The sequence below is a fragment of the Actinoplanes sp. SE50/110 genome (genome assembly GCF_900119315.1).
Taxonomy (GTDB): Bacteria; Actinomycetota; Actinomycetes; order Mycobacteriales; family Micromonosporaceae; genus Actinoplanes.
On sequence record NZ_LT827010.1, the window covers coordinates 671296 to 697819 of the forward strand.

Annotated in this window: 24 protein-coding genes; 15 read left to right on the forward strand and 9 right to left on the reverse strand. The window is 71.4% G+C overall.

Annotated features, from left to right (window positions below):
- The first annotated feature begins 144 nt into the window (after positions 1 to 144).
- The gene (locus tag ACSP50_RS02915; protein ID WP_014687660.1) at positions 145 to 1383 is read left to right on the forward strand and encodes a trans-acting enoyl reductase family protein; all 1239 of its coding nucleotides are present in this window, start codon (positions 145 to 147) and stop codon (positions 1381 to 1383) included.
- 11 nt (positions 1384 to 1394) lie between these two features.
- Here ACSP50_RS02915 and ACSP50_RS02920 read toward each other — a convergent pair whose 3' ends face one another.
- Positions 1395 to 1985, reverse strand: a complete 591-nt coding sequence (locus tag ACSP50_RS02920) for a trans-aconitate 2-methyltransferase (RefSeq protein WP_014687661.1) — start codon at positions 1983 to 1985, stop codon at positions 1395 to 1397.
- A gap of 92 nt (positions 1986 to 2077) precedes the next feature.
- Here ACSP50_RS02920 and ACSP50_RS02925 point away from each other — a divergent pair, with 92 nt between their 5' ends.
- The 3 genes from ACSP50_RS02925 (at position 2078) to ACSP50_RS02935 (ending at position 4807) form a co-directional block, all read left to right on the forward strand.
- Complete coding sequence (locus tag ACSP50_RS02925) at positions 2078 to 2686, forward strand: GNAT family N-acetyltransferase (protein ID WP_014687662.1); 609 nt, start codon at positions 2078 to 2080, stop codon at positions 2684 to 2686.
- An 18-nt stretch (positions 2687 to 2704) separates the two neighbouring features.
- The gene (locus ACSP50_RS02930) at positions 2705 to 3958 is read left to right on the forward strand and encodes a DNA glycosylase AlkZ-like family protein (RefSeq protein WP_014687663.1); all 1254 of its coding nucleotides are present in this window, start codon (positions 2705 to 2707) and stop codon (positions 3956 to 3958) included.
- A 261-nt stretch (positions 3959 to 4219) separates the two neighbouring features.
- A complete protein-coding gene (locus ACSP50_RS02935; RefSeq protein WP_014687664.1) occupies positions 4220 to 4807 on the forward strand; it encodes a hypothetical protein in 588 nt (195 codons plus the stop codon).
- A 266-nt stretch (positions 4808 to 5073) separates the two neighbouring features.
- Here the strand turns inward: ACSP50_RS02935 and ACSP50_RS02940 are convergent, their stop codons facing one another.
- The 6 genes from ACSP50_RS02940 to ACSP50_RS02965 form a co-directional block, all read right to left on the reverse strand.
- On the reverse strand, positions 5074 to 5355 hold the full coding sequence (locus ACSP50_RS02940) for a DUF3040 domain-containing protein (protein ID WP_014687665.1): 282 nt from the start codon (positions 5353 to 5355) through the stop codon (positions 5074 to 5076).
- A gap of 562 nt (positions 5356 to 5917) precedes the next feature.
- Positions 5918 to 7147 (reverse strand): bifunctional glycosyltransferase family 2/GtrA family protein, encoded by a 1230-nt coding sequence (locus tag ACSP50_RS02945; RefSeq protein ID WP_014687666.1) that lies wholly within the window; start codon positions 7145 to 7147, stop codon positions 5918 to 5920.
- 132 nt (positions 7148 to 7279) lie between these two features.
- Positions 7280 to 9325: a glycosyltransferase family 39 protein gene (locus ACSP50_RS02950; RefSeq protein WP_014687667.1), complete on the reverse strand. Its 2046-nt coding sequence runs from the start codon at positions 9323 to 9325 to the stop codon at positions 7280 to 7282.
- Between the two features lie 132 nt (positions 9326 to 9457).
- A complete protein-coding gene (locus ACSP50_RS02955; protein ID WP_014687668.1) occupies positions 9458 to 10522 on the reverse strand; it encodes a 3-deoxy-7-phosphoheptulonate synthase in 1065 nt (354 codons plus the stop codon).
- 201 nt (positions 10523 to 10723) lie between these two features.
- Positions 10724 to 12349, reverse strand: coding sequence for a cell wall metabolism sensor histidine kinase WalK (locus tag ACSP50_RS02960; protein WP_014687669.1), 1626 nt, complete (start codon positions 12347 to 12349; stop codon positions 10724 to 10726).
- A gap of 1 nt (position 12350) precedes the next feature.
- Complete coding sequence (locus ACSP50_RS02965; protein WP_043510756.1) at positions 12351 to 13088, reverse strand: response regulator transcription factor; 738 nt, start codon at positions 13086 to 13088, stop codon at positions 12351 to 12353.
- Between the two features lie 254 nt (positions 13089 to 13342).
- Between ACSP50_RS02965 and ACSP50_RS02970 the strand changes: the two genes are divergently transcribed.
- On the forward strand, positions 13343 to 13714 hold the full coding sequence (locus ACSP50_RS02970; RefSeq protein WP_014687671.1) for a M48 family metallopeptidase: 372 nt from the start codon (positions 13343 to 13345) through the stop codon (positions 13712 to 13714).
- Between the two features lie 10 nt (positions 13715 to 13724).
- Positions 13725 to 14009: a Smr/MutS family protein gene (locus ACSP50_RS02975; protein ID WP_014687672.1), complete on the forward strand. Its 285-nt coding sequence runs from the start codon at positions 13725 to 13727 to the stop codon at positions 14007 to 14009.
- A gap of 10 nt (positions 14010 to 14019) precedes the next feature.
- On the opposite strand, the gene ACSP50_RS02980 is transcribed toward ACSP50_RS02975, so the two are convergent.
- Positions 14020 to 16380, reverse strand: coding sequence for a M28 family peptidase (locus tag ACSP50_RS02980; protein WP_014687673.1), 2361 nt, complete (start codon positions 16378 to 16380; stop codon positions 14020 to 14022).
- A 76-nt stretch (positions 16381 to 16456) separates the two neighbouring features.
- Here ACSP50_RS02980 and ACSP50_RS02985 point away from each other — a divergent pair, with 76 nt between their 5' ends.
- From ACSP50_RS02985 to ACSP50_RS03025, 9 genes are all read left to right on the forward strand, one after another.
- A complete protein-coding gene (locus ACSP50_RS02985; RefSeq protein WP_014687674.1) occupies positions 16457 to 16813 on the forward strand; it encodes a hypothetical protein in 357 nt (118 codons plus the stop codon).
- A gap of 91 nt (positions 16814 to 16904) precedes the next feature.
- Positions 16905 to 18098, forward strand: coding sequence for a PP2C family protein-serine/threonine phosphatase (locus ACSP50_RS02990; protein WP_014687675.1), 1194 nt, complete (start codon positions 16905 to 16907; stop codon positions 18096 to 18098).
- Positions 18095 to 19687: a CHASE3 domain-containing protein gene (locus tag ACSP50_RS02995; protein WP_014687676.1), complete on the forward strand. Its 1593-nt coding sequence runs from the start codon at positions 18095 to 18097 to the stop codon at positions 19685 to 19687. Before ACSP50_RS02990 ends, ACSP50_RS02995 begins: the two co-directional genes overlap by 4 nt.
- Positions 19684 to 20139 carry a response regulator gene (locus ACSP50_RS03000; protein ID WP_014687677.1) on the forward strand — a complete coding sequence of 152 codons (456 nt, stop codon included), beginning with the start codon at positions 19684 to 19686 and terminating at the stop codon, positions 20137 to 20139. Before ACSP50_RS02995 ends, ACSP50_RS03000 begins: the two co-directional genes overlap by 4 nt.
- Positions 20132 to 20950, forward strand: a complete 819-nt coding sequence (locus tag ACSP50_RS03005; RefSeq protein ID WP_014687678.1) for an inositol monophosphatase family protein — start codon at positions 20132 to 20134, stop codon at positions 20948 to 20950. Before ACSP50_RS03000 ends, ACSP50_RS03005 begins: the two co-directional genes overlap by 8 nt.
- Positions 20951 to 21018: 68 nt before the next feature.
- Entirely contained in the window at positions 21019 to 21792 is a 774-nt protein-coding gene (locus ACSP50_RS03010) for an SDR family NAD(P)-dependent oxidoreductase (protein WP_014687679.1), read from the forward strand.
- Positions 21793 to 21856: 64 nt separating this feature from the next.
- Positions 21857 to 22954, forward strand: coding sequence for a hypothetical protein (locus ACSP50_RS03015; protein ID WP_014687680.1), 1098 nt, complete (start codon positions 21857 to 21859; stop codon positions 22952 to 22954).
- A gap of 260 nt (positions 22955 to 23214) precedes the next feature.
- Positions 23215 to 25134: a serine/threonine-protein kinase gene (locus ACSP50_RS03020; protein ID WP_014687681.1), complete on the forward strand. Its 1920-nt coding sequence runs from the start codon at positions 23215 to 23217 to the stop codon at positions 25132 to 25134.
- Between the two features lie 33 nt (positions 25135 to 25167).
- On the forward strand, positions 25168 to 25896 hold the full coding sequence (locus ACSP50_RS03025; RefSeq protein ID WP_172898846.1) for an SDR family NAD(P)-dependent oxidoreductase: 729 nt from the start codon (positions 25168 to 25170) through the stop codon (positions 25894 to 25896).
- A 98-nt stretch (positions 25897 to 25994) separates the two neighbouring features.
- Here the strand turns inward: ACSP50_RS03025 and ACSP50_RS03030 are convergent, their stop codons facing one another.
- Positions 25995 to 26456, reverse strand: coding sequence for a hypothetical protein (locus ACSP50_RS03030; protein WP_231956852.1), 462 nt, complete (start codon positions 26454 to 26456; stop codon positions 25995 to 25997).
- Positions 26457 to 26524 lie beyond the last annotated feature (68 nt).

A 26524-nucleotide genomic window follows, 5' to 3' on the forward strand; every position in this document is an offset into this window, starting at 1 on the left:
AAGTCCGAAGTCATGGTTAGAGCCCGGTCCGCAGTGGGTAAAGAGAATCCGCTGACGCTGATTTCGGCTGCCAGCCACGGTTTTCCGGGCTTTGTTACCGGCGGGTGTACCCACCGCCCGGCCCGGGGTGCACAATCTCCGACCATGAGCGATCGTTCACGCGACTACGAGGTCATCGTCTACGGTGCGACCGGATTCGTCGGCGCGCTGGTGGCGCGTCACCTCGCCGGGCACGCACCGGCCGGCACCCGGATCGCGCTGGCCGGGCGCTCACCGGCGAAGCTGGAAGCGGTGAAAACCAGGCTCGGCGTCGACTGGCCGATCGTGGTGGCCGACGCCGGCGACCCCGACGCGATGGCCACCCTGGCCGGCCGGGCCCACGTCATCATCACCACCGTCGGCCCGTATGCGAAGTACGGCCGGGCTCTCGCGCACGCCTGCGCCGCGGCGGGTACCGACTACGTCGACCTGACCGGTGAGGTGCTGTTCGCCCGCGACAGCATCGACGAGAACCACGAACTCGCCCGCGGCACCGGTGCGCGGATCGTGCACTCCTGCGGCTTCGACTCCATTCCGTCCGACATCGGCGTGCACGTCCTGCACCAGCAGGTCGTCGCGGACGGCGCCGGCGAACTAACCGACACCACACTGGTCGTCACCAGCATGCACGGCGGGGTCAGCGGCGGCACCATCGATTCGATGCGCAACCAGGTCGACGTGATGAAAAAGGATCCGTCACTGCGGCGCGTCGCCGGCAGCCCGTACTCGCTCAGCCCCGACCGGCAGGCCGAGCCCAAACTGGGCCGGCAGAGTGACATGGACACCATCCCGGCCTCCGAAGTGGACCCGAAACTCCGCGGGCGGCTGGCACCCTTCGTGATGGCCTCCTACAACACCCGGGTGGTGCGACGGAGCAACGCGTTGCGGGGTTGGGCGTACGGCCGCGCCTTCAAATATCGCGAAGCGATGAGCGTCGGGGCGTCGCCGCTCTCCCCGGTCCTGGCGGCCGGCATCAAGCTCGGCCTGGGCGCGCTGATCGTCGGGCTCGCGGTGCCGCCCACGCGATACCTGCTCGACCGGATCCTGCCCAAACCCGGCGACGGGCCGGGCGAGAAGACGCAGCAGGACGGGCACTTCACCATGGACATCTTCACGACCACGACGACCGGGGCGCGGTACCGGGCGCGGGTCCGGGCCAAGGGCGACCCCGGATATGCGGCGACAGCCGTGATGCTGGGCGAGTCGGCGCTGGCGCTCGCCCTGGACCGGGATGCACTGCCGGAGAGCGAGGGCGGGGTGCTGACGCCCGCCACCGGTATCGGGGATGCGCTGGTGGCGCGGCTGCGGGCGGCCGGGATGGAGATCACCGCTTACAAGCTCTGACCGCCCGCCGGTCAGTTCTCCGGCCGGTGGGCGACCAGGGTGAAAACGTGCCAGTGCTTCGGGCCGCGGTAGGCCGGCGCGGTCTCGTCCTGTTCGTGCCAGTGGTCGATGACCAGGCCGTCGGCGAGCGAGCGGGCCTCGGCGGCGGTCAGGAAGGTCATCGCCGGGTTGCCGGACCAGGCATCCCGGACACCGAAGAGGTCGACGGCGATCCGGCCGCCCGGGCGCACCGCCGTCCGGATCAGCGTCCACAAGCGATCGAAGGACCCGCGGGTCTGCCAGGGCAGCGCATAACCGGCGTAGACCAGGTCGGCCGGCGGCAGCGCCCCGATCGCCTCGAAGCGGAGCCGGTGCGCGGTCAGCCACGGATGGTCGAGGCCGGCCAGCATGGCCGGCTCGCTGTCGTAGGCGCTGACCCGCCACCCGGCGTCGAGCAGTGCGCGCGTCTCGATGCCGGCCCCGCAGCCCAGATCGACGGCGGTGCGGCCGGCGCCCGGACCGGCCAGGTCCATGGCGATCCGGCAGGTGTCCCGGACCGCCCGGTCACCCTGGTGGGCGTTGTATTCCGTCCAATGCTCAGGGGTGTTCACCGGATCAGGCATGCCCTGCATCCTGCCGGGCCGCCGGACGCGATCGGTAATCCGACGCTGATCGCCCTAGCCGCAAACGGGCCCTTATGGGCAGGATTCGAAGTGTGACCGCCAGTCCGCTGCCGCACCCGCTGACGTTGGCGGGCAACGGCATCGTGCTGCGCGAATGGAGTCCCGACGACCTGGCCGACCTGGTCGGGTTGCTCGACGAGCCGGACATCGCCCGATGGACGCCGATGCCGTCCCCGTTCGACGTCGACGCCGGCATCGCATACCTGAAACGCGCCCGGCAGGGACGGCTGACCGGCCGACGGATCCAGCTCGCGATCACCGCGGACGGTGGGCCACCCCTCGGCGAGGTGCTGCTCTTCGGCGTCGACCCGGCCCTGCGCGAAGCTGAACTCGGCTACCTGGTCGGCGCCCGCTTCCGCCGGCGCGGGCTGGCCGCCGCCGCCCTGTCCCTGCTCACCGACTACGCCTGCGGGACGCTGCGGCTGAACAGGCTGCTGCTGCGGATCGACCCGGACAACACCGCGAGCACCGCGGTCGCCCGGCGCTGCGGCTACCGGCTGACCGGCGAGCCACCCATCCCGCAGGAGGGGCCGTACGGGCCGACGAGCCTGGACACCTGGGAATACGTCCGCGGGCTGCCCGGCACCCGCCGCGAGGGCCTGAGAAATGTCGCATCCCGGCGGTACGGTCGTCGCACCTGAACGAACGGGGTGTGCTCGATGCTCAAGGTGGATCGCGCGCAGGTGATGGCCTACCGCCTCGCCGCGCTGGGGCTGTCCGCCCGCGGTGCCATCCGGCCCGCCGACCTGCCCGTCCTCGACCTGGGAGTGCAGGATTACACCCCCGGCTCCACCCGGGTGGCACTGGCCGCGCGCACCCGGGTCGCCCTCGACGACGATCGGCTGCTCACCGTCTGGGCCGCGCGCGGCGCCCCGCACCTGCACCGGGCCGTCGACCTGCCCCGGCTGACCGCGCAGCTCTGGCCGCTCAGCCACGCCGACGCGGCCGCCCGGATCAACAGCAACCAGATCCCGGCCGCCGCCCGCCTCGGCATCGAGGCCTTCCGGGTCACCGCGGCGGCGATGCGCGAGGTCGTCCGCGCCCCGATGCCGCGGGGTGAGGCCAGCACCCGGGTCAGCGCCCGGGTGCCGGCGGAGCTGACCTTCGAGTGCAAGACCTGCCGGGCCCGGCACATCTCGGGCAACGTGTGGCAGCAGAGCGGGCTTGCCGGCGGGGTGCAGGTGCTCTCCCGCGGCAGAGACGCCATGCTCGGCCCGCTGCCCGACGCGGGTCTTCCGCTGTCGGACGCGGGTCTTCCGCTGTCCGGTGCGGGTCTTCCGCTTTCCGACGCCGGCCTTCCGCTGCCCGACGTTGCTTTGCCGCTGGCCGGCGCCGGCCTTGCGCTCTCCGATGCCGGCCGGGGAGCCGGCGCGCTGCCTGGCGCGGCGCTCCCGGCTTCTGATGCCGGTCGCGGGATCGGCGCGCTGATCACGACTTATCTGCGGTTTCTCGGCCCGGCGGGCCCGTCCGAGGTGGCGAGATACCTGTCGACTACGACCGAGGAGATCCGCTCGGTCTGGCCGGACGGCCTGGTCGAGGTCGACGTCGCCGGGCGCCGGGCCTGGCTTCCCGAGGTTGACGTGCCGGCGCTGGGGTCGCCCCCGACACCGGCCGGGGTGCGGCTGCTGCCGGCGATGGATCCGCTGCTGCAGGCCCGTGACCGGGATCTGCTGGTGCCCGACCGGGAGCGGCAGAAGGAGGTGTGGCGGGCGCTGGGCAACCCGGGCGTGCTGTTGCTGGATGGCGAGATCGCCGGGGTGTGGCGACCGCGGATGTCCGGCCGGAGACGCGTCGATCTCACCGTCAGCCCGTTCCGGCCGTTGACTGCCACCCAGCGCGAGCGGATCGAGGGGGAGGCGGCCGAAGTGGCACGCGCCCGCGACGTCCCGTCGGCGACCACCGCCTTCGACTGACGGGAACGTGCCGGCCACGATCCGGCTTCGCGGCCGCGCGACGGCATGGTCGAAGGGTTCGCGGCCGGGTGGGTGTGTGGCTGTCCCGGCTGTCGTGTGGCGCGGGCATGTCGGTTTGCGGCCGGGTGGGTGTGTGGCTGTCCCGGGTGTCCTGTGGCGGGGGCATGAGCGGTTTCGCGGCCGGGTGGGTGCGTGGTGGTTCCGGGCAGCCCGCCCGGTGCGGGATGATCTCTGGTTGCCGGGTGGGCGGGGAGGTGGGCGGTGGGCACGATCGGGTTTCTGCATACAGCGGACGTGCATGTGGCGACGTTCCGGGCGCTGGTGGGCGAGGTGGCGCCGGGATGGCGTGATCGGCATGTGGTGGATCCGGGTCTCCTGGCCGATGCGCGGGCTGGACTCCCCGTGGAGGAGGGGGTGCGGGCGCGGTTGGCCGAGTTGGCGGGCTGCGACGTGATCGTCTGCACCTGCTCGACCATCGGCCCGGAAGCGGAACGGGCCGGCGTACTGCGCGGGGACCGCCCGATGGCCCAGGCGGCGGTTGCCGTCGGAGGCCGGATAGCGGTCGCCTACGCCGTCGAGTCCACCCGGGAACCGACCACCGCACTACTGCTCGACGCGGACCCCGCGGCCGATCTGCTGCTGGTTCCCTGTCTGGCGGCCTGGGAGTACTTCGAATCCGGTGATCTGCCGGCCTACTACCGGGGCATCGCTGACCAGCTGCGGGATGTCGAGGCCGACGTGGTCGTTCTGGCGCAGCCGAGCATGGCACCGGCCGCTGACCTTCTGCCCGGCCGTTCGGTGCTCTCCAGCCCTCGGGCGGCGGTTGTCGCCGCTGTTCGCGGTCGCTGAACGCTCTCCGCGGGGATGCGCGGCGGTGGATGTGACCGAGCCCGCGCCGTGCCGGGCGCGGGCTCGATCGGAGGGGGTCAGTCGGGGGTCGGTGCGGGCCGTCCGGATCGGGGAAATCTCTCGGGGCCGGGGGCCGGGGGCCGGGGCCGGGCCGGGGCCGGGGCTGAGGGCCGGGGCTGGGAGCCGGGCCGATCGGGGAATTCCGTCAGGGGCCGGGGTGGCGAGCGAGCCGTCTCGATCGGGGGTCTGTCGGGGAGAGCGGACCGCTATGGGGTGCGGGTGCGGAACCGGCGCAGGCGGTAGGTGGCGGCGGCTGCGGTGGCTAGGCCCCAGGTGGCGACGAGTGTGGCGGCGATCCACCAGCCGAGGATGCCCAGGACGATCGCGGCGACGGCTATCGCGGCGGCGACGAAGAAGAGGGTCAACGGTGGGCGGGGGGTCGGGACGCTGAAATTGCCGCCGCCCATCCGGGCGCAGAAGTCAGGGTCGTCGCGCCGGAGCTGACGCTCCAGCTGTGCCAGCCGTCGGCTGTCCTCTTTGCTGAGCATGTTTTGCTACCTTCCGGTCGCCGCGCCGGTGAAGCAAGGATCGAGAGTCGGCTATCCCGATCAAAGCCCATTGTTACCTCTGAGTTGCTTCCGTGATACGTCTGCGTGTGCCGAATTTTTCGGCCGAACAACCTGTGGCCCCGGCGGGAACGCCCACTGGGTGAGATGACCGGAAAGATGCTCGGTAACCGGTACAACGGCTTTGCCAGGTTTCGATGACGTCTTGATGATCGAAAACTGTCTCGCATTTCGGACTCATCAGGTCAGATGGCGATAGAAACGACCCCGCCTGCCGGGTACGGAAACGCGGCGCCCGGCAGGCGGGGCGCCGCGTCGGAGTTCCGGAACCACAGTGGGCGGAGCGGGTTCGGCCGGCCGCTGGTTGCGGCCCGGAGGTGATCGGCGGTCGGCCGGGTTGATGGCCGGGTGCGGTAGCGGGGAATGGCGCAGGCTGGCGGCCGGGTGCGGTAGCGGGGAATGGCGGAGGCTGGCGGCCGGATGCGGTAGCGGGGAACGGCGGGGCGGGTCAGGTGCGGTAGCGGGGAATGGCGGAGGGCGGCGGTCAGGTGCGGTCTCGCGAGGTGCGGAAGACCCAGACGCGCAGCATCAGGAAGCGAACCGCCGTGGCGATCAGGTTCGCCAGCACCAGGACGGTCAGCTCGACGAACCGCGACGGCTGCGCCGCCGCCGCGTCCAGCAGGGCCAGGGAGCCGCTGGTCAGGCCGAGGCCGACGGCGAAGACGACCAGTCCCTGCGCCTGGTGGCGGAGGGCGCCGTCCGTGCCGCTCACCCCGAACGTCAGCCGGCGGTTCGCCGCCGTGTTCGCGACCGCGGTGACCAGCAGGGCGATCAGGTTGGCGGCCTGCGGCCCGACGCCGACCCGCAGCAGCGCGTACAGCGCCAGGTAGGCCAGCGTGCTCGCCACCCCGACCGCGGCGAACCGGATCAGCTGGCCGGTCAGGCCGGTGGGCACGCCGTCGACCGGCAGCGGGTTGCGGCCCAGCTGTTCGCGCAGCGCCGCGACCGGGAGTCGGCCGGTGCTCAGGGCGCGGGTGATCCGGACGATGCCTTTCAGGTCGGCGATCGCGGTGGCGACGATGTCGACCCGGCTGTCCGGGTCGTCGATCCAGTCGACCGGCACCTCGTGGATGCGCAGCCCGGAACGCTCGGCGAGGACGAGCATCTCGGTGTCGAAGAACCAGCCGGTGTCCTCCACCATCGGAAGCAGTCGCCGGGCCACGTCGGAGCGGATCGCCTTGAATCCGCATTGCGCGTCGGAGAAACGGGCGGCCATCGTCGTACGCAGAATGAGGTTGTAACTGCGGGAGATGAACTCGCGTTTCGCGCCCCGGACCACGCGCGAGCCGCGGGCCAGCCGGGATCCGATCGCCAGGTCGGAGTGGCCGGAGATGAGCGGCGCCACCAGGGGCAGCAGCGCACCGAGGTCGGTCGACAGGTCGACGTCCATGTAGGCGAGCACGGCCGCATCCGAGTGCGTCCAGACGTGGTTGAGTGCCCGACCGCGACCCTTCTGGGTCAGGTGCACCGCCTCGACCTCGGGGAATTCCGCCTTCAGTCGCTGCGCCACGGCCGCGGTGCCGTCGATGCTGGCGTTGTCGGCCACGGTGATCCGGAACCGGTACGGGAAGTGCGCCGCGAGGTAGGCGTGCAGCCGCCGGACACAGGGTTCGAGGTCGACCTCCTCGTTGTAGACCGGCACGACCACGTCGAGCACCGGGGCGGTGACGCGGGCCGAACCGGCGTCCTGGGAGGGCAGCGTCGAAAGGCTCATGGGAACAATTTCCGGCGCGCGTCTTTGCGGGATTTGTCAGAAAACTGTGGCCGCACTGTGAGTCTTCCGGGAGCACGAAAAACGGGCGACCCCCGCAGGGGTCGCCCGTTTCCGGTCGGATGTGGACGGTGGTCAGGAAGTCACGGTGAGGTCGTACACCGTGGTGCTGCCGACCGTTTTCGCGGTGAACGTCGACGCCACCCACTCGGCGATCCGGCTGCTGTCGCTGCTGCCCGACCCGCCGCCGTCGAAGCCGCGGCCGCCGATGAAGTAATGGATCCTCCCGGCCGCCACGTACGCCTTGAACTGGGCGAGGGTGGGGGAGGGGTCGGTGCCGTTGAAGCCGCCGACGGCCATCACCGGCTTCTCGGTGGCGAGCTGATAACCGGAGGCGTTCTGCGAGCCGATCGCCGCGGCCACCCACGTGTACCTGTCCGCGTCCTGTTCCAGCAGCGCCTTCATCTCGGAGCTGACCGAGGTCGCGTCGAGCAGACCACCCATGCCCCCGCCGCCGCCCACGCGCCCACCGCGGCCGCCACCATCCGTCGTACCGCCGCCCGCCTGGTTGTTGCCCCCGGGAGACCCGCCGCCGGGGAAGCCGCCGCCGGGGAAGCCGCCGCCGGGGAAGCCGCCGGGCGGATTTCCGGCGCGACCGCCGCCCGGGAAGCCGCCGCGGCCCCCGCCGCCGGGACCACCGAATCCGCCGGCGACCGCCGGCCCGGCCGACGGGATCGACCCGCTGTGTGCCTGGGAGGCGGTCTGCACCGCGTACGCCGCCGGCCCGGCCAGGGCCGTGACCAGCGCGACCACCGCGCCTACCAGGGCGATCCGGCGCGGCAGCCGGAAGGCGGCGACCACCGCGACCGCCGCGCCGATGCCCAGGATCAGGACCGGCAGGCGAAGCCAGGGCAGGAAGTCGGCGCTGCGGCCGAGCAGCTTCCACGACCACCAGGCGGTCACCGCGATCGCCGCACCGAGGGTGAGCGCCGCGACGAGGTTGGCCCGGTGCCGCCAGAGCAGGGTCACGCCCATCGCGACCACCGCGCCGACCGCCGGGGCCAGCGCCACCGTGTAGTACGCGTGGAAGATGCCCTGCATGAAGCTGAAGATCAGTCCGGTGATCAGCAGCCACGAGCCCCACAGGATCAGCCCGGCGCGCTGCAGGTCGGCCCGGGTCCGGCGCAGCGTGATCACCAGGCCGGCGGCCAGCACGATCAGCGCGGCCGGCAGCAGCCAGGAGATCTGACCGCCCTGCGCGCTGTCGAACATCCGGGTCCAGCCGGCCTGGCCCCACATGCTGCCGCCGTTGCCGCCCCTGCCCCCACCGCCGACGCTGCCGGTCTCCGCCCCGTTGAGCCGGCCCAGGCCGTTGTAGCCGAGGGTGAGTTCGAGCAGGCTGTTGTTCTGCGAGCCGCCGATGAACGGGCGGTCGGCGGCCGGCACCAGTTCGACGATGGCGAGGTACCAGCCGGCCGAGACGATCAGCGCGCCGAGCGAGAGCAGCAGCTGCCAGATCCGCTTGAGCAGCTTCGGCGGGCCGGCGATCAGATATGCCAGGCCGTACGCCGGGACGACGAGCAGGGCCTGCAGCATCTTGGTGAGGAAACCGAAGCCGACGAACACCCCGGCCAGCACGATCCACCTGGTGGAGCCGCTCTCGACGGCGCGCAGCGTGGCGTACGCCCCGGCGACCATCAGCAGCACGAGCAGCGCGTCCGGATTGTTGAACCGGAACATCAGCACGGCGACCGGGGTGAGCGCGGCGACCGCTCCGGCGATCAGGCCGGCCACCGGTCCGAACGCGCGGCGGACGGTGGCGAAGAGCAGACCGGTGCCGGCCACCCCCAGCAGGGCCTGCGGCACCAGGATGCTCCACGAGCTCAGCCCGAACACCCGTACCGAAAGCGCCATGATCCAGAGTGAAGCGGGCGTCTTGTCGACGGTGATCGAGTTGGCCGCGTCCGACGAGCCGTAGAAAAAGGCCTTCCAGCTGGCCGAGCCGGCCTGGACCGCGGCCGAGTAGAACGCGTTCGCCCAGCCCGAGGCGCGTAGACCCCAGAGGTAGAGCACCGCGGTGCCGACGAGCAACGCGATGACGGCCGGACGAACCCATCGGGGGTTCGGGTCCGGGGGTGCGGGCGCGGCGGCTTCGACAGGTGCCGGCGTCGTCGTGATCATCGGGAGACTCCCAGAGCTGGCGGATTCGTACCCGACGAACTCTTCACACCGGCGCTGTCGCGTCCTTGTGCCGTCCCTGTGCGCTGTCTGTGAGTCCCGCCGCCCGATCGACGGGACCCACGACGCGGCCGTTCAGAGGGTGCGGCGCTTGGCCGACGCCGCGGCCAGCCGCTCCAGCACCGCCACCGTGCCGTCCCAGCCCATGCACGCGTCGGTGACCGACTGCCCGTACGTCATCTCGGCGCCCAACTCCTGCCGGCCCGGGACCAGGAAACTCTCCAGCATCACGCCGCTGATCGCGTGCTGCCCCGCCTCCATCTGCCCGGCGATGTCCTCGGCCACCAGCGGCTGCCGGTTGTGGTCCTTGTTGCTGTTGCCGTGCGAACAGTCGATCACCAGGCGCTCCGGCAGTCCGGCCTTGCGCAGCAGCGCCAGCGACGCCTCCACGTCCTGCGCGCTGTAGTTCGGCTTGCCGCCGCCACCGCGCAGCACCAGGTGACAGTCCGGGTTGCCGGTGGTGTGCAGGATCGCCGGGGTGCCCGAGTAGTCGATCCCCGGGAACACGTGCTGGGCCGCGGCGGCGTGGATCGCGTCCACCGCGGTGGACACGCTGCCGTCCGGGCGGTTCTTCATCCCGATCGGCATCGACAGGCCGGACGACAGCTGCCGGTGCACCTGCGACTCGACGGTCCGGGCCCCGATCGCGCCCCAAGCCACGGTGTCGGCGATGTACTGCGGGGTGATCGGGTCGAGGAACTCGACGGCCACCGGAAGACCCCGGCTGACCACCTCCAGGAGCAGCTTGCGGGCGATCCGCAGGCCGGCGCCGACGTCGCCGGAACCGTCCAGCGCCGGATCCATGATCAGACCCTTCCAGCCGACCGTGGAGCGCGGCTTCTCGAAGTACACCCGCATCACGATCAGCAGGTCGTCCTTCAGGCGCTCGGCCTCGGCCTGCAGCCGGTCGGCGTACTCGCCGGCGGCGGCCGGGTCGTGCACCGAACACGGCCCGACCACGACCAGCAGGCGCTGATCTCGGCCGTTCAGCACATCCTCGACCTGCTTGCGGCCGGCCAGCACGGTGTCGTGCAACTCGGTCGTCAGCGGCAGCTCGTGGTGCAGCAGCGCCGGGCTCATCAGCGGGACGATCTTCTCGATGCGCTGGTCGCGGACACGCTGCACCTCAGGGGCGGTCATGGTGATCTCTCTCCTTTTAACCGGCCCTGGACGAGAGCCGGTTTGCTCGGGGCAAACAAAAAGGCAGCGACATCGTCGCTGCCTCAGCCGGCTCTGGCGGGGTGACTCAGGTCATGCGGTCATGGCCGAGGCACCGGCGCGGGCCGGCCCCGTAAACCAATAGAACGCAGACGTCTGAGTCACCCCGACAGCATAGCCGGATCAGCCGACCCTCGGCAGATATGGCGTGTGATGTTCAGCTGATGGGACGACCGGCGAGGCCGGGGCGGACGGCAGCATCACCGTGAAGATCGTCTGGCCGGGGCGGCTCTGCACACCGACCTTGCCGCCGTGCGAGGTCACCACGGCGTGCACGATCGACAACCCGAGACCGGTGCTGCCGGCCGCCCGCGAACGGGAGCTGTCCCCGCGGGCGAACCGCTCGAAGATGTGCGGCACCAGCTCGGCCTGGATCCCCGGCCCGTTGTCGATCACCTGCAGCACGGCGGCGTCCGGCACCGTGTCGACCTTCACCGTGACGGTCGAACCCTCCGGGGTGTGCGTACGGGCGTTGGCCAGCAGATTCGCCAGCACCTGGTGCAGCCGTGCGCCGTCGCCGATCACCGTGACCGGCTCGTCCGGCAGGTCCAGCTGCCAGTAGTGCCGCGGGCCGGCGGCGTGCGCGTCACTGGTCGCGTCCACGGCCAGCATGGTCAGATCGACCGGATCCTGCGCCAGCGGGCGGCCGGCGTCCAGCCGGGCCAGCAGCAGCAGATCCTCGACCAGGGTGGTCATCCGCTTCGCCTCCGACTCGACCCGGCCCAGCACGTGCGCCACCTCGTCGGGAATCGGCTGGCGGCTGCGCCGGGTCAGCTCGGCGTAACCGCGGATCGCGGCGAGCGGGGTGCGCAGCTCGTGACTCGCATCCGCGACGAACTGGCGCACCTGCATCTCGCTCGCGTGCCGGGCCTCCAGGGCGCTGCCGACGTGGTCGAGCATCCGGTTCAGGGCGGCGCCGACCTGGCCGACCTCGGTCCGCGGATCGGTGTCGGACTCGGGCACTCGCTGCGCGAGTTGCACCGCGCCGCGATCGAGGCGCAATTCCGCGACGCGGCTCGCGGTCGCGGCCACTCGGTCGAGGGGCTGGAGGGTACGACGTACGATCAGCGCCCCGGCCCAGCCCGCGATGAGCAGCGCCCCGAGCACCACACACCCGGTGAACCCGGCTACCGCGAGCAGCGTGGCATCCATGTTCTTCAGCGATACTCCGACGTAGTACGTCCGATCACCGCTTCGCGTGGTTTGTTTTGTCATCAGATAACGCGGCAGGTCGCTGCCCACGTTCACCTCGACGCTGCGGCTGCCGGTGACCTTGTTATGCACGGTGGCCAGCGCCGTGGCGGAGAGCGGGTCGGTTTTCAGCCCGAAGTTGTCGGCGAAGTGGACGATCCCGCCGGACAGCGTTCCGTCGGCCAACATCCAGAGCACGATGGGGTCGCGCTGTATGCCGTTGAACATTCGGCGGTCGGCGAGGGGGTTGGAGCCGGCCTGGCTCGGGCCGTCGGGGCCGGAGGGCAGCGGAGGGCACGATCTCTGGCCAGCATGGCCGGGATCGGCCGGATCGGGGCAGTCAAAGCCGACGCCGAGCCGTTTGCTCGCCTCCTGGAGATCCTTGACGGCCTGGTCGTGCAGCGTCTTGTAGACGTAGAGCTCGGCGGTGCCGCCGACGACCAGGCCGAGGACCGCGAGCAGGGCGATCATGGTGGCGACCAGGCGGGTACGCAGCGGCCAGCCCGCCGGGCTGCGCCAGCGGGCTGGGCGGGGGCGGGCCGTGACGGCGGCGGCCATGTCAGTCGGCCGGCTTGAGGACGTACCCGGCGCCGCGCATGGTGTGGATCATCGGCGTGCGGCCGGCGTCGATCTTCTTCCGCAGGTACGAGATGTAGAGCTCGACGACGTTCGCCTGCCCGCCGAAGTCGTAGTTCCAGACCCGGTCCAGGATCTGCGGCTTGCTCAGCACCCGGCGCGGGTTGCGCATCAGATAGCGCAGCAGCTCGAACTCGGTGGCGGTCAGGGTGATCAGGGCACCGCCGCGACGCACCTCGTGCGAGTCCTCGTCCAGCGTCAGGTCGCCGACGATCAGCTGCGACTCGGTGCGCATCGGGGCGTGCCCCATCCGGCGCATCAGCCCGCGCAGCCGGGCCACCACCTCTTCGAGGCTGAACGGCTTGGTGACGTAGTCGTCGCCGCCCGCGGTCAACCCGGTGATCCGGTCCTCGACCGAGTCCTTGGCGGTCAGGAACAGCACCGGCACCTCGGGGGTCTCGCCCCGGAGCCGGCGCAGCACCTCCAGGCCGTCGATGTCGGGCAGCATCATGTCCAGGATGACGGCGTCCGGCCGGAAGTCACGGGCGGTCCGCACCGCGCTGAGCCCGTCAGCGGCGCTCTTGACCTCCCAGCCCTCGTAGCGCAGGGCCATCGACAGGAGCTCGGCCAGCGTCGGCTCGTCGTCCACCACGAGGACCCGCACCGGGGTTCCGTCGGGCCGCCGGAGTTCGGTGCTGGAGTCTGCGTTCGCCATCGTCATGCCCCCACTGTGGTCGGCGACGCTCGGCGCCGGCTTTCCGTTTCCTGTGTAGCGGCTGTGGAACCGCGTACGGAAATGATGGTGTCGTCTTGGTCTTCGGCATCGACGCTTCCCGCGTTAGGGTCAGTTTCCGTCGACCTTGATGGGCTTTGGGCGTTTTTGCCGGGAAGCTTGCCGGGCCGGAACACTCGCTGACCGCTCGATGTTGTGCAAGCGTTGGTCGTTGTGGGCGGCGCGAGCGTGGGGAGCTGCACGTGGATCTTCTCGAGGAGTACCGCAGAGCCAATTTCTTCTTCGAGTCCGGTGACCCGCTGGGTGCGTCCCGCCTGCTCGAACCGATCGTCGAGGCGGAGCCGCAGAACACCGCGGTCCGTCAGCTGCTGGCCCGGGCATACTTCAACTCGGCCCAGTTGAACGGCGCGGAAACCCAGCTCAGGGCACTGATCGAGCATGATCCGTCGGATCATTATGCGCACCACGTGCTCGGCCGGACCCTGGAACGGGCCGGCCGTTTCCGTGAGGCGCTACCGCACCTGCGGCTGGCGGCCGCGATGAAGCAGCAGCCGGATTATCAGGACGCGCTGCGCCGGGTGGAGACCTGGCTCGGCAAGAACGAACCGGCATAAGGTCGTCGCCATGAAGCTGAAGCTCGACCTGCACGACATCTTCAACAAGGGGCACGAGATCGACCGGGCTCTGCGCGGGATCGTCGACGAGGCGATCCAGAAGAAGGCGGCCCTCGTCGAGATCATTCCGGGCAAGGGCTCCGGAGCGCTGAAGAAGAAGGTCCTGCGCTTCCTCGACCAGAAGGAGATCAAGCAGCTCTACCACCGGGTCGAGAAGGACGGCGACAACTGGGGCCGCCTGTTCATCCACTTCCGGCACGACGCCCCGACCGGCCGCCGCGGCCGGGGCAGGTAGCCGAGGCGTCTCAGAACTGGTAGGTCTTGGCGACCGCCACCATCTCGCTGCTGTGCGAGCCGAGGACGCCGACGCCGGACGGGCGGGCGTGGAAGCCGGGCATCTCGGTGACGTTGTCGCTGGCGTCCATGGCGCGCAGCTTGACCGGGCCGGTGCCGCGCACGGTCAGGACCACCTCGACGCCCTCGGCCGGTGGCGCGTGGAAGATGAAGCCGAAGCCCCAGCCGCCGCCCGCCGCCCTGCCGACCGGGACCTGCTGACCGGCGACGGTCGCCGCCGTCACCTGATGGGCCGCGGCCACGTGCAGGGTGGTGAAACGGACCGTGCGCTGCGGTTTCAGGAGCAGCTTGAGGACCCGGCCACCGTCCGGGGACGGGGTGTCCGACTCCACGGTGAGGGCCGGCGCCGGCAGGCTGGCCGCCGGGGCCGGGCCGGTCCGCAGTTCCTCGGCGCCGAACGCGGGCAGCGTGGTGGCCACCGCTTTCGGGGCACCCGACACGTACTGCGCGGTCCAGTCCTGGGTCTTCGCCTCGGCGCTGAGCCACTGCGCCCGGCCGGTGTCGGTGTCCAGCGCGTACATCAGCTGGGTGAGTGACGGGTGGGCGGCGTCGAACCGGTCGACCGCCAGGCCGGCCGCCGTGCAGGCGAGCGCGGTGAGCGAGGCGACCAGGGTGGCCAGCGCGCCGCGGCGGCGAGCCCGGCCGGCCGGCAGGCCCTGGACCGGCTCCGCCGACGGGTGGATCAGGTCGATCACCGGCAGCAGGGCGAGCAGCATCAGCACGGTCAGGAACGCGCCGGCCGCGCCCATCGCCATGCCGAGCGCCGGGAACAGCATGACCACGGTGGGCAGCAGGATGACGACGGCGACCAGCCCGCTCAGAGTGCTCACCGCGGCGCCGGCCCACGGTCGGACGTGCGGGGTGAGCAGTCCGGTGAGCGCACCGGCCAGCGCCGGCAGGGTGGCCAGATAGGCGCCGCCCGGGGTGACCGCGGCCAGCACCACGCCCAGTCCGGCCAGCCAGCCCAGCCCGGCGACGGCCAGCGCGGCCGCGCCCAGCCGGCGGCGGAGCAGGGCGAACCAGCAGAACACCACCGCCGCGGCGATCGCGATCACCGCGATCCGGTACAGACCGGGTCGGTACGGGTCGATCGGCAGCGCGCCGTACTCCGGGCGGATCAGGGTCAGCACGGTCCAGAAGAGCTGTGCCAGAACCGGCGCGACCACGATCGGCGCCAGGGTGAGCAGCCCGGCCAGGGCCAGCCGCCGGCCGGTCAGCCGGCCCGTCCGGCGGGCCCGCCAGGCCAGCGCGGCGACCGCCAGCACGGCGAGGCCGGCCAGCGGCCAGACCAGACCGCCCGGGTAGCGCACCAGCAGGCCGAGGGCCGGGAAGTAGGTGGCGTCGCCGCCGGCCCGGGTGGCGGCGGCCAGCCGGTCGGTGTCGCCCAGCGTGCGGGTCAGCGCCAGCGCGTTCGCCCCGTGGTGCTGCAGGCTGTCCCGGTCCATCGCGGCGGGCAGGTCGGTGGGCGCGTGGTACACGGCGGCGCCGTCGATGTACGCCGAGTTCAGCCCGGTGAAACCGGCCTCGCGGAACGCGGTGAAGTCGGTGTCGTTGGGCAGCAGGCGGTAGATCTCGACGGCGAACGAGGTGCCCACCGGGTCCGGCGTGTGCGCGTACGCGTCGACCAGCCGGGCGTTCCGCGCGGAGGTCTCGAACATGATGGCCGGGCCGGAGCTGCCGCGCGCCTCCAGGTTGATCACCACGCCCCCGCCGGCGGCCAACGGGTTCTGCCGGACGAACGCCTCGGCCCCGCACAGGCAGGCCTCCTCGGCGTCGGTCATCACCAGCACCACGTCGTTGCGCAGCTTCGGACCCGTGGTCAGGGCGCGGGCGATCTCCAGGAGGCTGGCGGTGCCGGCCGCGTCGTCGTTGCCGCCCGGGCCGGTCTGCGCCGAGTCGTAGTGCGCCACCAGGAACACCCGTCCGGTCGAGGCGCTGCCCGGGATCAGCGTGACCACGTTGCGGACCCGGGCCAGGCCGGTGCCGCCCGCGCTGGCCGACAGCTCACCGCCCTGCGCGGTGACGGTGTCCTGCACCTGCGGACTGAGGCCGAGGCCGCGCAGGGTCCGCAGGAGGTGGTCGCGGACCGTGTCGTTCGCCGCGGAACCGGCCGGATGCGGGGCGGCTGCGATCGTACGCACGCTCTGAAATGCTCTTTCCGCGCTGAACTCGCCGCCCGGCGCCGAGGCCGGAGCCGCCGCCGGTGGCAGGATGGAGCGAACCGCGGCGAAGCCCCCGAGGGCCAGCACGGCGAGGACGGCCAGGGCGGCGAAGCCGCGCCGAGCCGGCCGGAGGAGAGCGGCGTCACGCATGGGTGACATCTAAGCGCGGGGGTACGACATCCGGGTACCCGGTAGATCAAATGCAACGTGCAATAGCGTTGTCGGGGTGACTGCCTCGTTCGACCCGGCCGCCGTCATCGCGGAGTTCATCGACGCGGTGGCCCCCTACGACCCACAACCGGAGGTCCCGCCGGTGGCGCTGCTCGGCCTGCGCACCGCGCTCGGTGACCAGACTTTCGCCCTGAGTGACCACGTCATCCGGGCGATGTGCCGTGCTCTGGAGTCCTATCGCGACCCCGAGGACCGCGGTGAATGCGTCGAGTGTGGCGGTCGCCACCTCGACGAGAACCTGCACTGCCGGGACTGCGGACGGCTGCACGGCATCCTCGGACAGGTGATCGCCGAGCATGTGCGCCGGGTGGCCGCGGCCGGCGATGGCAACGCTCCCAGCGGGCCGGCGTGAGGACAGGTCACGAGGTGGTGACCGATGTTGTGCCGCCGCGCCGGGTGGTACACGATTTCCGGGTCAGCTCTGCGTCGAGTCGGGATTGGGAATGATGGAACGGTCGTTCGCACCCCGCGCGCACGCGCTCGCGCAGATGGAGCGGCTGCGGATCCTGCTCGTCGAGGACGACGAGGGCGACGCCTTCCTCGTCCGTGAGCTGCTCAGCGAGGCCGAGGCCCCGTTCGAGCTGACCGTGGCCAGCAGCCTCCGGCAGGCGCGCGGCCTGGTCGCCGACGCCGACTGTGTGCTGCTCGACCTCGGCCTGCCCGACGCGGAGGGCATCGACGGGCTGCGCAAACTGCTGGCCGTCGCCGGCAACGCCGCGGTCTGCGTGCTCACCGGCCGCTCCGACGAGCACCTGGGTGTCCAGGCGGTGGCCGAGGGAGCCCAGGACTACCTGGTCAAGGGCCAGGTCGACGGGGTCTGGCTGGTCCGCGCCCTGCGGTACGCGGTGGAGCGCAAGCGCGCCGACGAGAACGCCCGCCGGCTGCGCGAGGTCGAGCTGCGGCAGGAGGAGTCGGCCCGGCTGGAACGCGGTCTGCTGCCCCAGCCGCTGATGCAGACCACCGAGGTGACGGTCGAGACCTTCTACCGCTCCGGGCGGGCGGCCGGGCTGCTCGGTGGCGACTTCTTCGACGTGGTGCAGACCGGCGGCAAGCTGCACGTGATCGTCGGCGACGTCTGCGGCCACGGGGTGGACGAGGCGGCGCTCGGCGTCGAGCTCCGGGTCGCCTGGCGGGCGCTGGTGCTGGCCGGGGTGCCCGAGGAGCAGGTGCTGGCCTCGCTGGAGCAGGTGCTGATGAGCGAACGGCGGGCGCGGGAGGTGTTCGCCACGGTCGCCTCCGCCACCATCGACCTGGCCGCCAACCGGGCGACCGTGCGGCTCGCCGGCCATCCGCCGCCGGTGGTGCTCACCGACGGCCGGGCCGGGCCGGTGCACGCGCGTACCGGGATCGTGCTCGGGGTACGTCCCACCCCGACACCCGCAACCGAGCTGGAGTTCACCGGCGATGACTGGTCCCTGTTGATGTACACCGACGGCCTGATCGAGGGGCACACCGGGCCCGGCAACGAGCGCCTCGACGTCGACGGGCTGTGCAAGCTGCTGGACGAGCCGGCCGCGCGCGAGGTGCCGCTGAGCGACCTGCCGGCCTGGCTGGTCGGGCGTGCCGACCAGGACAACGGCGGCCCGCTGACCGACGACGTGGCGATGCTGCTGATCTCGCGAGGCGGTGGGCGATGAACGTACGCACCTGGTCCCTGCGCGGCCGGATCGTCGCGCTGTGTGCGGTCGTCGGCCTGATCCTGACCGCTCTGGGGATCTTCGCCGCGACCACCGCGGCCACCCACAACCGTCAGCTCGACGACGTGCTGAACCGGGTGAGCCCGATGCGGGCGGCCAGCGAGACGCTGGGCACCGCGCTGGTCGACCAGGAGACCGGGATCCGCGGCTTCGCGATCACCGGGCGGGACGCCAGTCTCGAGCCCTACCGTCAGGGTCTGGTGGAGCAGAACACCCAGGTCAGCCGGATCGATGGCTTCCTGCGTCCCGATGACGGCCAGATCCGCGCGGACCTGGCCGCGGTGCGCGCGCGGATCGACGACTGGCACCGCGACGTCGCCGAGCCGGTGATCGCGACCGTGCGCGACCAGGGGGCCGCCGCCGGGCAGGCCAAGGTGGAGGCCGGGGACACCCGGCAGTTCGACGCGGTGCGTGACGCGCTGAGCGTGATGCAGACGCACATCCAGACGCTGCGGGCGCACAGCGCGGCCGCCGCCAAGGAGTCCAGTCACACCATGGTGGCCATCGAGATCGCCGCCGCGGCGATCGTCGTGCTCGCCGGGATCTTCCTGCTGCTCCTGCTCGACCGGCTGATCAGCCGGCCGATCCTGGAGCTGGCCGGCCAGGTGCGCGACGTGGCGGCCGGCGATTATGAACGGCACATCGAGAGCTCGGTCGGCGCGCCCGAGCTGGTCGGCCTGGCCGCGGACATCGACCGGATGCGCCAGCAGATCGCCACCGAACTGACCGAGGTGCGCGACGCCCGCCAGCAGGTCGAGTGGGTCAACCAGCAGTTGCAGAGCCAGGCCGAGGAGCTGACCCGGTCGAACCGGGACCTGGAGCAGTTCGCCTACGTCGCCTCGCACGACCTGCAGGAGCCGCTGCGCAAGGTGGCCAGCTTCTGCCAGCTGCTGCAGCGGCGGTACGCCGGCAAGCTCGACGACCGCGCCGACCAGTACATCGGTTTCGCGGTGGACGGCGCGCAACGCATGCAGCGGCTGATCAACGACCTGCTGGCGTTCTCCCGGATCGGCCGGCTCACCAGCGGCTTCACCGACGTCGACCTGGACCGGGTGCTCGGCGACGTGAAATCGCAGCTGGACGCCCGGGCCGGCGAGGACGGTGAGATCACCTGGGGTCGGATGCCCACTGTGGAGGGTGAGGAGCCGCTGCTCACCACGCTGTTCGTCAACCTGATCGGCAACTCGCTGAAGTTCCGGCGGCCGGATGTGGCACCGCGGGTGCGGGTCACCGCCGAACGCGACGGCAGCGAGTGGAAGTTCAACGTGCGGGACAACGGCATCGGCATCGAGGCCGAGTTCGCCGACAAGGTGTTCGTGATCTTCCAGCGGCTGCACGCCCGGGACGCTTACGAGGGCACCGGTATCGGACTGGCGATCGTCAAGAAGATCGTCGAATACCATGGCGGACGGATCTGGCTGGATGTGGACGTGTCTCCGGGCGCGTCGATCTGGTTCACGCTCCCGGCGCTGATCGGCCTGGATGAGCCCGGCGAGGAGCACGAGGAGCGAGAGGCGGTGGGGGTGTGAGCACCGAATTCCGGGACAGCGGCACACCGATCGAGGTCCTGCTGGTCGAGGACGATCCCGGTGACGTCCTGATGACCCAGGAGGCGTTCGAGGAGCACAAGGTCCGCAACCGGCTGACCGTCGTCTCCGACGGCGCGGAGGCGCTGGCCTACCTGCGTCGCGAGGGACAGTTCGCGGAGGCGGTCCGCCCCGACCTGATCCTGCTCGACCTGAACCTGCCGAGGCGCGACGGCCGCGAGGTGCTCGAGGAGATCAAGAACGACGACGATCTGGGCCGGATCCCGGTCGTAGTGCTGACCACCTCCTCCGCCGACGAGGACATCCTGCGCAGTTACCAGCTGCACGCGAACGCGTATGTGACCAAGCCCGTCGACTTCGAACGGTTCATCGCGGTGATCCGCCAGATCGACGAGTTCTTCGTCAGCGTCGTGAAGCTGCCGCCCCGTGCTTGACCAGGTTTCGGACCTCGTCCGTGAGGTCGCGCAGACGGTGGTGCTGCCCCGATTCCAGCGGCTGGACAGCGCCGACGTGCACCAGAAAGCGCCCGGTGACCTGGTCACCATCGCCGACCAGGAGTCCGAGCGGGCGCTGACCCGCGGACTGACCGCCCTGCTGCCCGGGTCCACGGTGGTCGGTGAGGAGGCGGTCGCCGCCGATCCCGCTGTCCGCGACCGGATCGACGAGGGTGGCGCGGTGTGGATCGTCGACCCGGTCGACGGCACCAACAACTTCGCCGCCGGGCGGACGCCGTTCTGCGTGATGGTCGCCCTGGTGCGGGAGCGCGAGACGGTGGCCGCCTGGATCCTCGACGTGGTCGAGGACAGCCTGACCGTGGCCGAGGCCGGGTCCGGCACGTTCCGCGACGGCGTGCGGGTCAAAGCCCGGGCCGACGACCCGCCGGCCGGCGACCTGCACGGGGTGATCGCGAACAAGTACTTTCCGCCCGACATGCAGGCGCACATCGACGCGCACGCGGGCGCGCTCGGCGGGTACACCCCGGGCCGGCACTGCGCCGGATACGAATACCCGGCGATCGCCACCGACGCGCAGCAGTTCGGCATGTTCTGGCGGATCCTGCCCTGGGACCACGCGCCCGGCACGTTGATCGTCCGCGAGGCCGGCGGCGTCGCCCGACACCTCGACGGCGTGGAGTACATGCCGATCAACCGTCGCAAGGGACTGCTGGTCGCCGGCAACGAGGAGATCTGGCATACCGTGCAGAACACTCTTTTCCCGGATGGACCGCCCGTCATCGAGGACTGATTTCGGGGTGAGTGTCGGATCTCACAGTGGGATCTCGCACGGTCACTCAGCGATCTACCGTGCGGAGTATGACTTCGTACCTGGATGAGCTTTTCGGGCTGAATGGGCGAACTGCGCTGGTCACCGGTGGGAGCTCCGGGATCGGCCGGGAGATCGCCCTCGCGCTGGGTCGCGCCGGCGCCCGGGTCGTGCTGCTCGCCCGGCGTGCGGGGCCACTCGCCGAAGTGGTCGCTGAGCTGGAAAAACATGGTGCCGAGGGTGGGGCGATCACGGCCGACCTGGCGGACCGGTCGGCGGTCCGGTCCGCGGTCGGGGAGATGAACTCGCGGTACGGCGAGCCGGACATCCTGGTCAATTCGGCGGCCGTGAACCTGCGACCGCCGTTGGACGAGCTGGCCGAGGACGTCTGGGACCTGACCGTGGAGGCCAACCTGACGTCCCCCTTTCTGCTCGGTCAGGCGTTCGGCCCGGGGATGGCCGCCCGAGGCTGGGGGCGGATCATCAACATCGCCTCCCAGCAGGCCTTTCGCGCCTACGGCAACAGCGGGGCGTACGGTGCGGCCAAGGCCGGCCTGGTCGGACTGACCCGCTCGCAGGCCGAGGCGTGGTCGCGACACGGCGTGTGCGCCAACGCGATCGCCCCCGGAGTGGTGCACACCCCACTCACCGAACCCGTCTTCGGGGATCCCTCGAAAGTGGCGGCGCACGCCGCTCGGACAATGATCGGTCGCAATGGGTTGCCCGAGGATTTCGCCGGATGTGCCGTTTTTCTGGCCAGCGGGGCGAGCCAAGCGGTAACCGGTCAGACACTCTTCGTCGACGGTGGATATTCGGCGACCTGATCGATCTCCCTTTCTCCAGGCCCGGCACGGTAAAGTACCCGCGCTCCCGACTTGGAGGTTTTCCGTGGCGGCCTTCCCCCCGCGCCGGCGCACCGACCTGCTCGCCGACTCCACGCGCGCCCCATTTGCCGTTATTCGGCGGCGCGGTGGACTGTTCCTCAGCCGGTCGGGGCGACCGGCCCGGTTCGCCGCCCTGGTGGCCGCGACCCTCGCGGCCGTGCTCGTCGTGTCCGGGACGCCGGCCCGTGCCGCCGACCCGGAAGGCGGGACCAAGGCGCTGCGGGCCAACCTGGAAGCGGCCGCCAAGGGGTACGACCTGGCGAAGACGAAACTGGCCGAGTCGAAGAAACGGCAGACGCAGCTGACCGCCACGCTGAAGGCGGCGCAGACCCGGGTGGACGGCCTCACCAGGCGGGTCGCCGCCGTGGCGAACCGCTCGTACCAGATGGGCCGGATGAACACGATGATGCTGCTGCTCAACAGTGGCTCGCCGGACAGTTTCGTGGAGCGGGTGCAGGGCCTCGACATGCTCGCGCAGCTCGACGGCAGCACCCTCGCCGCGTACAAGACGGACATCGACACCACCAAGAAGGCGCAGACCGCGCTGTCTGCCGAGATCATCGAGCAGAACCGCCAGGTCAACGTCATGGCGCAGAAGAAGAAGCAGGCCGAGATCGCTCTCGGGGCGGTCGGTGGCGGTTCGGTGGGCGGCTTCGTCAGCGCCGACTCGGCGGCGGCCGCCCCGGCGCCGCGCAACTCGGACGGCTCCTGGCCCAAGGAGTCATGCACGGTCGACGACCCGACCTCGACCGGCTGCATCACGCCGCGGACCCTGCACGCCTATCAGGAGGCGCGGTCGGACGGCTTCACGCATTACACGGTCTGCTGGAGCCAGCGCGACTCCGGTGAACATCCGAAGGGCCGGGCCTGCGATTTCTCCGCCAACCCCAGCACCTTCAAGGACGCCGCGGCGACCGGCAGCGACAAGGCGTACGGCGATCGCCTCGCCGCGTACTTCGTCAAGAACGCGGACGCCCTCGGCATCATGTACGTGATCTGGTATCGCCAGATCTGGATGCCCAGCACGGGCTGGCGTGCCTACAGCGCCAGTGGTGGTCCGTCGGTGGTTCATACCAACCACGTGCACCTTTCCATGCTCTAGACCTGCTCCGGTGTCTCGCGCGCCCGCCCCGGCTCTCGGGGCGGGCGTCGTCGTTTCCGGCCACTCGGTCAGCGGCCGGACCGCAACCAGCGACATCGCCGGCGCCACGGCTTCGCGTCCCGGCTGCGGGCCGGTCGGTCACCGGTCACCGGATCGGCACGGGGCGAGGTTTGAGGTGTTTTGGGCGTTCCGCTCGGAGAATCCGGGCGGGTTTCGGAGTGCGGCACCGGAGACTCAGTCCCTCGGGCGAGAATCGGCGCATGGGGCGTACGGAGCGAAACGGTCACGAGGGATCGCTTCGGATCGCCGGCCGTTACCGCCTCGTCGAGAAGCTCGGCACCGGCGGCATGTCGGTCGTCTGGCGCGCGTACGACGAGACCCTCAGCCGTGACGTCGCGGTGAAGGTGCTCACCCCGCAACTGGCCACCGACCGTGCCTTCCGTGACCGGCTTCGGCAGGAGGCGCTGGCCGCCGCCCGGCTGTGCCACCCGCACATCACCGGCGTCTACGACTTCGGGGAGGCTCTGCTTTCTGATCATCTGACCGTTCCGTATGTGGTGATGGAACTCAACGACGGGGAGTCGGTAGGCGCGCGCATAGGCCGGCAGGGCACCCTCGACTGGCGCGAAGCCGTGATGGTCTGCGCCGAGGTCGCTTCGGCCCTGGCCACCGCGCACGCCCGCGGCGTCGTGCACCGGGATGTGACCCCGGCCAACGTGATGCTCACCGGGGCCGGTGCGAAGGTGGTCGACTTCGGCATCTCGGCGGTGGTCGGGCAGCGCGACGCCGGCCCGGACGGCAGCCTGCTGGGGACGCCCGCCTACCTCGCCCCGGAACGCCTCGGCGGGGCGCCGGTCTCTCCGGCCACCGACGTCTACGCCCTTGGGCTGCTGCTCTACCGCGCGCTCACCGGCCGGATGCCGTGGCCCGCCGCGAGCACCACCGAGGCGCTCCGCGCCCATCTCTACGCCGACCCCGATCCGGTCCCCGACGTCCCGGGCATGCCGGCCGCGGTGGCTGATCTGTGCCTGCGGTGCCTGGCCAAAGCCCCGGCCGACCGGCCGGTCTCCGCGGAGGTGGCCCGGGCCTTGGCGGCCACCGTCGGGGTGCGGCCGATCATCCCGCCGCTGCGCCCCGGGGAACGTCCGGCCGTCCCGGTCGCCCGCGCGGTGGTACCCGCCCCGGCCGGCTCCGAGGCGCCGCGCCGCGCCCGGTTGTCCTGGCTGTCCGGCTCGCCGCACCGGAGACTCCGGCGGCCCGCCGCGCCGCATGGTGCCTCCGGGCGGTCCGGCTCTTCGTACGGCAGTGTCGCGGAGTCCGGGCCCGGGTTGCCCGATCGCCGGCCCTGGTCGTCCGGCCCGTCGTGCCGCTTGCGGCTCCGTGAACTGCGGCTGCGGGCCGCTCTCCGATTCGGGACCGTGCTGCGGACGGGTGCGGTGCATCCCCTCGGTAATGGGTTGTTTCTCGGCTCGCGCCTGCGCCAGGCTGGCGCGGTCGCCGCGTGGGTGCGGCACGGCCGCCCGGCCCGCGCCCGGAACCGGTTGTCGGCGGCCGCGGCTTTGGCCACCGTGGTGCTGCTGGCCGGTAGCGCGTTGACCTGGTCGGCCCGGCGGGAGGCCGCGGACGCCGACCAGTCCAGCGCCTCCGCCGCCGGCCCGGGCGCGGACACCACGCAGCGGGTCCGTTGCTCGGTCCAGTACCAGGTGCGGCGCGACTCGGGCGGTGCCTTTGAAGCGCGGATGACCGTGCTGACCACCGGCGGCTCGGCCGGCTGGCGGTTGGAGTTCAGCTTCCCCGGTACGCAGCGGCTGGCCGGACCGCCCCGATCGGTCGCCCAGCACGGTCGACGTGTCGTGGTGCGCGGTGCCGGCCGGAGCCGGGTGATCACGCTGCGCGGGGGTTACCGGGACCGCAACCCGCTGCCGCTCGCCTTCGCCATGAACGGCCATCCGTGCCGGGCCGAGGTGCTCGGCGTGGTCAGTGACCCGGCCACCAAGGACGATGCGGTGAGCGCCGCCTCGGCCAAGGATGATCGCCCGGGGCCGGAGGAAACCATCCACCAGCGCAAGCGGCCACCGTCCCGGCATGGCGGCGCCCGGAGGAAGGCCGCGCCGTCGCCGGCCGACCCGTCGCCGGCCGCCCCGGCCAAACCGAACAGCGGGTTCTCTCTCGCCCTTTGACCGAACCGCCCAAGCGGGCCGGATAGGGTCGGGATCATGACAAGACTGGCTGTGGTCACCGGTGGTGGCACCGGAATCGGCAAGGCGACCGCCGGCATGCTGGCCGGCGAGGGCTACGACGTGATCATCGTGGGCCGGCGACCCGAGGTGCTCGCCGACGCGGTGAAGTGGATCGGCCCGCAGGCCTCCGCGGTCACCGCCGACGCCGCCGACCCGGCGCAGGTCCCCCGGATCGTCGAGGCGGTCGCCGGTCGGGCGGTGGACGTCCTGGTCAACAATGCCGGCGCGTTCATCGGCGGCGACGACAGCACGCTGGACGGCGTGGCCGCACGCTGGCGGGCCAACCTCGACTCCAACGTGCTCACCGCGGTGCTGACGACCACCGCGCTGCTGCCACTGCTCCGCCGGCCGGGCGGCAAGATCATCCTGACCAGCTCGATCGCGGCCCAGCGCGGGGGCGGGGGGCCGTATTCCGCGGCGAAATCCGCCCTGCACGGCTACGCACTGGACCTGGCGGTGAACCTGGGCGGGGAGGGCATCACAGCCAACGTGATCTCGCCCGGATACATCACCGACAGCGAGTTCTTCGACGGCCGGATGACGCCGGAGGGGCACGCCAAGCGGGTCGACTCCGCACTGGTCAAGCGCGCCGGTGAGCCGCAGGAGATCGCCGAGGCGGTGCGGTGGCTGGTCGGGCCGGGCGGCGGTTTCGTGACCGGTCAGATCGTCAACGTCAACGGCGGGACGGTCCTCGGCCGCTGATCCGGCCGCTGTCGGGCCGGGTCGGCGTGCACCGGTCGGCCGCTGAGCGGGTGCCCCGGTGGCCGGGACGGCCGGCCACCGAAGCGGCGCCCGGCTGGTCATTGGCTGCCTCCGGTGAATCGGCCCTCATCGGGACGGTTCGGCCGGAAGCGCAGACCGGACCAGCGGTCGTCGATCGCCACCTGGCCGCACGGCCGCATGTCGAAATCGGCCACGATCGGCCACAGCGTGTCGCGATTGATGTCCGCCTTGTTGCCCTTCGGATAGGCGATCCAGAAGGCACTCGGCTTGTCCAGGTCGGCCCGGTGCTCGGTGAGCTGGGCGCGCACCGAGGCGGCATCCTCGGCGAACAGCACAGCGGTGCCGGCGGCGGCCAGCGATCCGGTCTCGCGCACACCCTCCGGCATCGGTGTGAGCAGCGGCAGGCGTGCCGGCTGGCTGAGCCAGACGGTGGAATTCGGCTTGATCAACAGCTTCTCGGCGATCGTTTTGCTCATGCCCTGAGACTTCCATTCAGCAGTGGGTCCGGGTCGGATTTGCGGTCGATGCCAGCCGGTCACCCGGCCGCCGGCGCGGCGGTGACCGGGCCGGGTGCGGCGTTCCGCCCGGGCGGAACCGTCGACTCGCT

Coding starts and splice junctions, on each gene's coding strand:
- ACSP50_RS02915 (WP_014687660.1), top strand. CDS start 145: ATGAGCGATCGTTCACGCGACTACGAGGTCATCGTCTACGGTGCGACC.
- ACSP50_RS02920 (WP_014687661.1), bottom strand. CDS start 1,985: ATGCCTGATCCGGTGAACACCCCTGAGCATTGGACGGAATACAACGCC.
- ACSP50_RS02930 (WP_014687663.1), top strand. CDS start 2,705: ATGCTCAAGGTGGATCGCGCGCAGGTGATGGCCTACCGCCTCGCCGCG.
- ACSP50_RS02940 (WP_014687665.1), bottom strand. CDS start 5,355: ATGCTCAGCAAAGAGGACAGCCGACGGCTGGCACAGCTGGAGCGTCAG.
- ACSP50_RS02945 (WP_014687666.1), bottom strand. CDS start 7,147: ATGAGCCTTTCGACGCTGCCCTCCCAGGACGCCGGTTCGGCCCGCGTC.
- ACSP50_RS02950 (WP_014687667.1), bottom strand. CDS start 9,325: ATGATCACGACGACGCCGGCACCTGTCGAAGCCGCCGCGCCCGCACCC.
- ACSP50_RS02955 (WP_014687668.1), bottom strand. CDS start 10,522: ATGACCGCCCCTGAGGTGCAGCGTGTCCGCGACCAGCGCATCGAGAAG.
- ACSP50_RS02960 (WP_014687669.1), bottom strand. CDS start 12,349: ATGGCCGCCGCCGTCACGGCCCGCCCCCGCCCAGCCCGCTGGCGCAGC.
- ACSP50_RS02965 (WP_043510756.1), bottom strand. CDS start 13,088: ATGACGATGGCGAACGCAGACTCCAGCACCGAACTCCGGCGGCCCGAC.
- ACSP50_RS02975 (WP_014687672.1), top strand. CDS start 13,725: ATGAAGCTGAAGCTCGACCTGCACGACATCTTCAACAAGGGGCACGAG.
- ACSP50_RS02980 (WP_014687673.1), bottom strand. CDS start 16,380: ATGCGTGACGCCGCTCTCCTCCGGCCGGCTCGGCGCGGCTTCGCCGCC.
- ACSP50_RS02990 (WP_014687675.1), top strand. CDS start 16,905: ATGATGGAACGGTCGTTCGCACCCCGCGCGCACGCGCTCGCGCAGATG.
- ACSP50_RS02995 (WP_014687676.1), top strand. CDS start 18,095: ATGAACGTACGCACCTGGTCCCTGCGCGGCCGGATCGTCGCGCTGTGT.
- ACSP50_RS03010 (WP_014687679.1), top strand. CDS start 21,019: ATGACTTCGTACCTGGATGAGCTTTTCGGGCTGAATGGGCGAACTGCG.
- ACSP50_RS03020 (WP_014687681.1), top strand. CDS start 23,215: ATGGGGCGTACGGAGCGAAACGGTCACGAGGGATCGCTTCGGATCGCC.